Genomic DNA, 6,945 nt, shown 5'->3' on the forward strand with positions numbered 1-6,945 from the left:
GCGTGGCTGGTGAGGGTGCGGCGACTGGCGCGGAACTTTATGTTGGGCATGGCACTGTCTGGGTGAATGGCGATAATGGCTATATTGCCATGCAGGTCAGTGGGTTAGAAGTGCTTCCGAGGGCCGGTCTCACGGATTCAGGTGAAACTGCGTCTTGCTAACGTGCTTTTACTGCACGTTTATAGATGCCATTGCTTTTCACTTGCCAAAGCACACCGCTGCGGAGCTAATGAGAATAATCGCCATGCTATACCTGAAAAAAAGTGTCAAAAGACGGCTGGCTGTGAGTTTGGGGGCCTGCGTTCTAATGCTGATCGCAGTGGGGGTATTCGGGCTATATCATTTGAGTAAAATGAATGATGCCATTACGCGCACGTTCGAAGGCAACGTGCTGACGCTGGCCGATTTGGGAAAAGTGAACGAAGCGCTGCTCAGTACGAGAGTGAAAATCACCGCAGAACAACGCGACCGCAACCCGGCCTCCGCCGTGACGACACAGCAAGAAGTGGCCGAAAACGATGCCATTATCGATGCTGCTTGGAACGATTATTTCCCCCAGCGGGTGTCTGATGACGTAGAGCGTGGTATCGCCGAAGAATTCATCACGTCTCTGGCGGTGCTGCGTGCAGGGGTCGACGAAGTCAACGCAGCGATGGTCGGCAATGATTTCGACGCGGCACGCCGCATCGCCACCACGACGTTACGGGCAGCCTACCCGCAAGTGCTCGATGCGCTTCACTCGCTAATCGATCTCAATAGTGCCCAAGCATCAGCCTCTCACCAGCAAACGTCCCATGAATACGTATGGACACGCAACATCGTCATTGGCGTGATCGCCGGGGCAGTGTTCTTGAGCGTTCTGCTGGCAATATGGTTGATCAAAGGCATCATGACACCGCTGGGCAAGGCGCAAGTGCTTGCCAACGCCATGGCGGAGGGCAAGCTGGACAACGACATCAATATCACCTGTAAAGATGAATTCGGCGACATGCTCAAGGCGTTGAAGGCCATGGAGATGAAGGTCTCCCAAGTGGTGATGTCCGTTCGACACAATGCCGAATCGGTGAATGGGGCGGCTGAAGAGATTGCCCATGGCACCGAAGATCTGAGCAGCCGGACGCAGCAACAGGCTGCCAGCATCGAAGAGACCGCTGCCTCGATGGATGAAATCACTTCTACCGTTCGGCAGAACGCGGACAACGCATCCGAAGCCGAGAAGCTCGTTTACGAAGTGACGCAACAAGCCAATGCGGGCGGTGAAATCGCCAGTAACGCGGTGAATGCGATGGAAGGCATCAATGCATCGAGCCGCAAGATTGCCGGTATCGTTGGCTTGATCGACGAAATCGCTTTTCAGACCAACTTATTGGCGCTCAATGCCTCGGTGGAAGCCGCGCGTGCAGGCGAGCAGGGCCGAGGCTTTGCGGTGGTAGCGGGTGAGGTACGCAACCTTGCCGGGCGTAGCGCCAACGCGGCGAAGGAGATCAAGCAACTGGTGGAAGAAAGCATCGATCTAGTCGGCAATGGGTCTACTCTCGTCAATCAGGCGGGCAAAGCGCTGGAAGACATTGTCAGCGGTGTTCAGCGTGTCTCCTTGTTGATGGGTGAAATCGCGACAGCCAGCCACGAGCAGTCTCAAGGGATCGATCAGGTCAACACGGCCATCGCTCAAATGGACAGTGTTACCCAGCTGAACGCAAGCCTGGTGGAAGAGTCCAGTGCGGCAGGCCATTCTCTCCAAATGCAAGCCGAAGCATTATTGAAAGAGGTCTCGTTCTTCAAGGGAGCAACCACTGGGCAGCATCAGGCTGCGCTGCCTGCTACCGCTCGACGCCATGACAGCCAGCCCAAGGCCACCCAGCGGTTGACCACGCACGTGCTCGGGAATCCCCACAACAAAGAAGAGTGGGCATCTTTCTAAGCCCATGAACCAAAAGCGCCCCCCGCCGGGGGCGCTTTGGTCATGTGGCCATTGATGTGCCGCCGTGACTGTTTGTATGATGGTGTTTCTCTTCACGCCAAACAGAGGTAGTTGTCCAATGAACCATTGATGCCCGCCGTTGCAATGACGGCCAGTCTCCGTGAGCCCCTGACACAGGGGGAGTACTTGGCATCGCTGGAATTCATCATGACCACTACCCATCTCACCCTGCAGGGTGTTTCCTACGTTTTGCCGGATGGCAGACTGCTTTTCACTGACCTTCACCAGCAGTTCGATACGCAACCCACTGGGCTGGTGGGGCGCAACGGTGCGGGTAAAACGGTATTGGCCCACATCCTCGCAGGGCTGTTAGAACCGACCACTGGCGTCTGCCAGCGTCCCAGCCGGGTACACTATCTTGCCCAGCAAGTGGCCGTGCCGAAAACGGCATCCGTTGCTGCGCTGGCCGGTATTCAGCCCACCCTGGAGGCGCTGGCACGCATCGAGGCAGGTAGTACGGCTATGGAGGATTTCGCGGCCGTGGAGGAGCGGTGGGACATGCCCCAGCGATTTCGCCATGCACTCGAGCGCAACGGCCTGGATCATCTCGAAGCGACCACACCGGCCAGCGTACTAAGCGGTGGCGAGGCCATGAGGGTTGCCTTAATGGGCGCCATGCTCTCCAATGCCGACTTTTTGATACTCGATGAGCCAAGCAATCATCTCGACCGACCCAGCCGCCAGGCGCTTATCGAACAACTGCAGCGCTGGTCGCGTGGGCTGATCGTGGTCAGTCATGATCGGCAACTGCTGGATACCCTGGAACGTATCGTAGAACTGGCCCCCACAGGGCTGCGTAGTTATGGCGGTAACTACACCTTCTATGCCGAGGCGAAAGCACACGAGCAGCAAAGCGCCATTGACCAACTCAATAGGCACAAGCTGGAGCGCCAACGCCAAGAAAGGGCGATGCGCAAGCAGCGTGAACGCCAGGAAAAACGCCAGGCCCGAGGAAATCGGCAGGGCAAGGAAGCCAATCAGGCCAGGGTGATTCTGGATGGCCAGCAAGAGCGCAGCCAAAACGCACTGGGCGCGCTGCGCCAGCAACACACGGCCAGCCGTGAACAGCTCAACCAGCAGGTGAGAGAAGCCGCCAGGCACGTTGAAAGCGCGGCGCATATCACCCTGCATGAGCTACCCATCCCCCAAGTCGCACAGCGCCGCTTGGTCACTCTGGAAAACGCCGAGCTACCTTTCGTTACAGGCGCGACGCGTTATATCAGCCTGCTGCTGCAAGGGCGGCAGCGTTTGGGTATCGTGGGCTCCAACGGCTGTGGTAAATCGACACTGCTGCGCATGCTGGCAGGTCAGATCGAAGCCGTGTCTGGAACCTGCAAGGTAACAGCTGAAAGTGCCTACCTCGACCAGCGTCTGGCAAATCTTGAGCCGCATAAAACCTTGCTTGAACAGCTGCAGGAGACGAACCGCTCGACAACAGAAGGCACACTGCGCATGCGACTGGCCCAGTTGGGCCTGGATGCGCAGAAAATCACCCAGCCCAGCGGGCATCTCAGTGGCGGCGAGCGCCTGAAAGGCGCGCTGGCCTGTATCCTCTACGCCGACTCGCCGCCATCACTACTGCTGCTCGACGAGCCCAGCAACCACCTCGACCTTCCCTCCGCCCAGGCGCTGGAAACCCTGTTACGGAGCTATCAAGGCGCTTTGGTGGTGGTCTCTCATGACGATGCGTTTCTGGAGGAATTGGCACTGACTGACCGCCTCAAGGCAACCCGACAAGGCTGGTGCCTGGAGCCTGAGCAACTTTGACTGCTTATGCTTGCACCGGTTTCTCCACGCTCTCCGCTTTGCCAGGCTGAGCGCGCCTGGCATTCGCCAAAGGTTCGCAGGCTCAGTATCATAAGCGGACGACACCAACTCAAAGAAGCCACTGCTCATGTCTTGCCCACCGTGCCCCCGCTGCCAATCCGAATTCGTCTACCAGGACCAACGCCTGTTCATCTGCCCCGAATGCGCCCACGAATGGAACCCTGAAGAAGCCGCCGCCGAAGAGGCCGTGAACGTGGCCGATGCCCACGGCACGCCGCTGGCGGAAGGCGACAAGGTCACGCTGATCAAGGACCTCAAGGTGAAAGGTAGCTCTCTGGTGCTCAAGATCGGCACCAAGGCCGTCATCAAGCGGCTAAAAGAGGGCAAAGACCACCAGCTGGACTGCAAGGTAGACGGCGCAGGCGACATGATAGTGACCGCGCAGTTTGTGAAGAAGGCTTGATGAAGCATTATGTGCTCTAAGCTGTACAGGTTGGCGTGCGGTCGCTAAACTTGTACCGTGAATGGTACAAGTGAGGTGTGTATGAAAATCGTGTCTTTTACAGAAGCGAGGAATGGCTTGAAAGCCGTGCTGGATGGCGTTGTGAATGATGCAGACACCACCGTGATCACGCGCAGGGATGCTGAAGATGCCGTTGTGATGTCACTGGATTATTACAATAGCCTCATGGAAACAGTGCACCTGCTTCGTTCACCTGGTAATGCTGAGCATCTTCAACGCTCAATAGCGCAATACCGTGCTGGCCAGACAAGCGCACGAGCGTTAATGGATGAGTAGCCAACGGCTATTGTGCTGGACAGATGAGGCCTGGAACGACTACGTCTATTGGCAAGGTCAGAATAAGAAAACCCTCAAGCGCATCAACAAGCTGATCAACGATGTAAAGCGCTCTCCCTTTGAGGGAATCGGTAAGCCAGAGCCCTTAAAAGAAAATCTGGCGGGCTTCTGGTCTCGACGCATCGATGACACCAATCGGCTTGTTTACGCCGTCGATCAACATGCCATCACGGTCATTTCATGCCGCTATCACTATTAGCCTGAGACTGGCCTTGTCTCCGGGAGTCAGTCCGCCTTGCGGGAGGTGGCTTTAGCCCGCGACCATGCTAGCCGCCAGGCCGCCTTTAGCACCATGGCGCTTGCCCAACTGCCCATCCAGGCGACACCACCAGGAACTGGCTTGATGAAGCGAACACTCACTACCGACGATCTGCCCGCGTTAATGACCGGCATCATGGCGACCCTGGCGGGGATAGGTATTGCTCGCTTTGCCTATACGCCGCTATTGCCTGCGATCATTCAGCAAGGGTGGTTTACCGCAAGCCAGGGCGCTTACCTGGGGGCGGCCAACCTGTTGGGGTATTTTACCGGCGCGCTTGCCGCCCACTCACTGAGCGAGCGTTTTGCGCCGCGCTGGGTGTTGGCGGCAAGCTTTGCGGGTATCGGGCTCAGCTTCCTGCTTTGCGCCGGGGCGGGTGGTTTTCACTGGTTCTTCTTCTGGCGGCTGGTCTCGGGGGTGGGCGGGGGGATCTTGATGGTCGTGGGCCCCTCGCTGGCGCTGGCGGCCACGCCCCCGGAAAGGCGAACCCGTGTCGGTGCCCTGGTGTTTACCGGTATCGGGTTTGGGGCGCTGCTTTCCGCCCTCGTGGTGCCGTCACTGCTCGGGGTAAGCCTCTCGCTCACCTGGGGTGCGCTGGGGCTGCTCTGTTTGGTGGCAGGCCTGTCGTGCGACCGCGGCGTCACGCGCTTGCCCCCACGCCCAGTGGCAAGCCAGGCGGCAAGCCCGGTGGGTCATAGCCCCGTTGGGTATGCGGGGGTAAAGTGGGTGGTGGTGCTGGTCATCGGCGCTTACGCGCTGGATGCGGTGGGGTTCGTGCCCCACACCGTGTTCTGGGTGGACTACCTCGCCAGGGAGCATGCCCTGGGCCATCAAGCCGCTTCCCTGCAATGGGGAATCTTCGGGCTGGGAGCCCTGTGCGGGCCGTTCATGGTGGGGGCGCTGGCCCAGCGCGTGGGGTGGCAAGGGGGCTTGATGATCGCCTTTACGGCCAAGGCCGCTGCCGTCATGCTCCCGGTGTTCTCGCTTGCCCTGCTCAGCCAGTCGGTTTCTTCGTTCATGGTGGGGGCAATGATTCCCGGCATCGTAGCCCTCACCTCTGGCCGCCTGGCCGAGCTGGTCGGGCCCACCGCCCACAAGCAGCTCTGGGGTCGAGCCACGGCCGCTTTCGCCGCTGCCCAGGCAGGGGCAGGCTATGCCATGTCGGCGCTGTATGGTATGTGGGGCAGCTACACGCCGCTCTTCACCATCAGCGGCATGGCGCTTGCCCTTGGCTTGTTGCTGGTACTGATGAGCCGAGGCGTACAGCAGCGCCGCACACATCCTTCTGCCCAATAACCTAACAAGCACTATTCAGACAAAGGGAGGCAACCATGGAACTCTACCTGAACGCAACATCCCCCTATGCGCGGCTGGTGCGCATCGTGTTACTGGAAAAAGGCCTGATGAACGCCGTGACGCTCAAGTGGTGCGACCCCTGGGCCGACGATGCCGATCTCCTCAAGGCCAACCCCGCCGGGCGCATCCCCGCACTGGTAACGGAGGAGGGCACCACGCTCAGCGAATCCATGCTGATTGCCATGTACCTGGACAGCCTGGACAACGGAAAGCCCACCCCGCCCATACTGCCCACCAACTCGTTGAGTGACGTGCTGCACCTGGCAGGACTGGGCCAAAACCTCATGGATGCCGCATTCACCACCGTGATTGCCCGCAAACACTATGGCCCCGAGATCGACCAGAGCGAGCTGGGCCAACGCCGGGCAAGGGCCATGCAGCGGCTGTTGGAGCAACTGAATAGCGAGCTGAGCGGCAACCCCACAGCCGAACCGATCCACCTGGGCGATATCGCCATCGCCGTCGCGCTGGAATACCTCGCCTTCCGGCTGCCAGAGATACGCTGGAAAGAAGCGCACCCCCAGCTTGCCGCGTGGCATGCGGCCGTAACAGCGCGGGCAAGCTTCCAGAAAACCGCCTTCACCTAGCCATCCCGTGGGAGGCGGCTTCAGCCCGCGACCAACTCCCCCAGAGGTGAGCCAGCCCTGTGGGAAATGGGATGGACCCGTCCCTCTGTGCCAAGATGAAGAAGCACTTCATCTAACGTGCGCAGGGCACTGACGG

At 59.2% G+C, this 6,945-nt stretch carries 7 protein-coding genes; all 7 read left to right on the forward strand.

All coding sequences use genetic code 11. From position 1 onward, the window contains the following. The first annotated feature begins 244 nt into the window (after positions 1 to 244). Positions 245 to 1,921 (forward strand): methyl-accepting chemotaxis protein, encoded by a 1,677-nt coding sequence (locus tag CWI66_RS16950; protein ID WP_100732318.1) that lies wholly within the window; start codon positions 245 to 247, stop codon positions 1,919 to 1,921. Between the two features lie 129 nt (positions 1,922 to 2,050). Continuing rightward, on the forward strand, positions 2,051 to 3,748 hold the full coding sequence (locus CWI66_RS16955; protein ID WP_232710989.1) for an ABC-F family ATP-binding cassette domain-containing protein: 1,698 nt from the start codon (positions 2,051 to 2,053) through the stop codon (positions 3,746 to 3,748). A gap of 127 nt (positions 3,749 to 3,875) precedes the next feature. After that, positions 3,876 to 4,211: a zinc ribbon domain-containing protein YjdM gene (locus CWI66_RS16960; protein WP_016916499.1), complete on the forward strand. Its 336-nt coding sequence runs from the start codon at positions 3,876 to 3,878 to the stop codon at positions 4,209 to 4,211. Between the two features lie 81 nt (positions 4,212 to 4,292). After that, positions 4,293 to 4,547, forward strand: a complete 255-nt coding sequence (locus tag CWI66_RS16965; RefSeq protein WP_100732319.1) for a type II toxin-antitoxin system Phd/YefM family antitoxin — start codon at positions 4,293 to 4,295, stop codon at positions 4,545 to 4,547. Continuing rightward, a complete protein-coding gene (locus tag CWI66_RS16970; RefSeq protein ID WP_100732320.1) occupies positions 4,540 to 4,806 on the forward strand; it encodes a Txe/YoeB family addiction module toxin in 267 nt (88 codons plus the stop codon). The genes CWI66_RS16965 and CWI66_RS16970 overlap by 8 nt, the downstream gene beginning before the upstream one ends. Before the next feature lie 144 nt (positions 4,807 to 4,950). Continuing rightward, positions 4,951 to 6,162 carry a YbfB/YjiJ family MFS transporter gene (locus CWI66_RS16975; RefSeq protein WP_100732321.1) on the forward strand — a complete coding sequence of 404 codons (1,212 nt, stop codon included), beginning with the start codon at positions 4,951 to 4,953 and terminating at the stop codon, positions 6,160 to 6,162. A gap of 35 nt (positions 6,163 to 6,197) precedes the next feature. Next, entirely contained in the window at positions 6,198 to 6,809 is a 612-nt protein-coding gene (locus CWI66_RS16980) for a glutathione S-transferase family protein (RefSeq protein ID WP_100732322.1), read from the forward strand. Positions 6,810 to 6,945 lie beyond the last annotated feature (136 nt).

It is taken from the genome of Halomonas sp. 141, from assembly GCF_002810305.1.
Lineage (GTDB): Bacteria > Pseudomonadota > Gammaproteobacteria > Pseudomonadales > Halomonadaceae > Vreelandella > Vreelandella stevensii.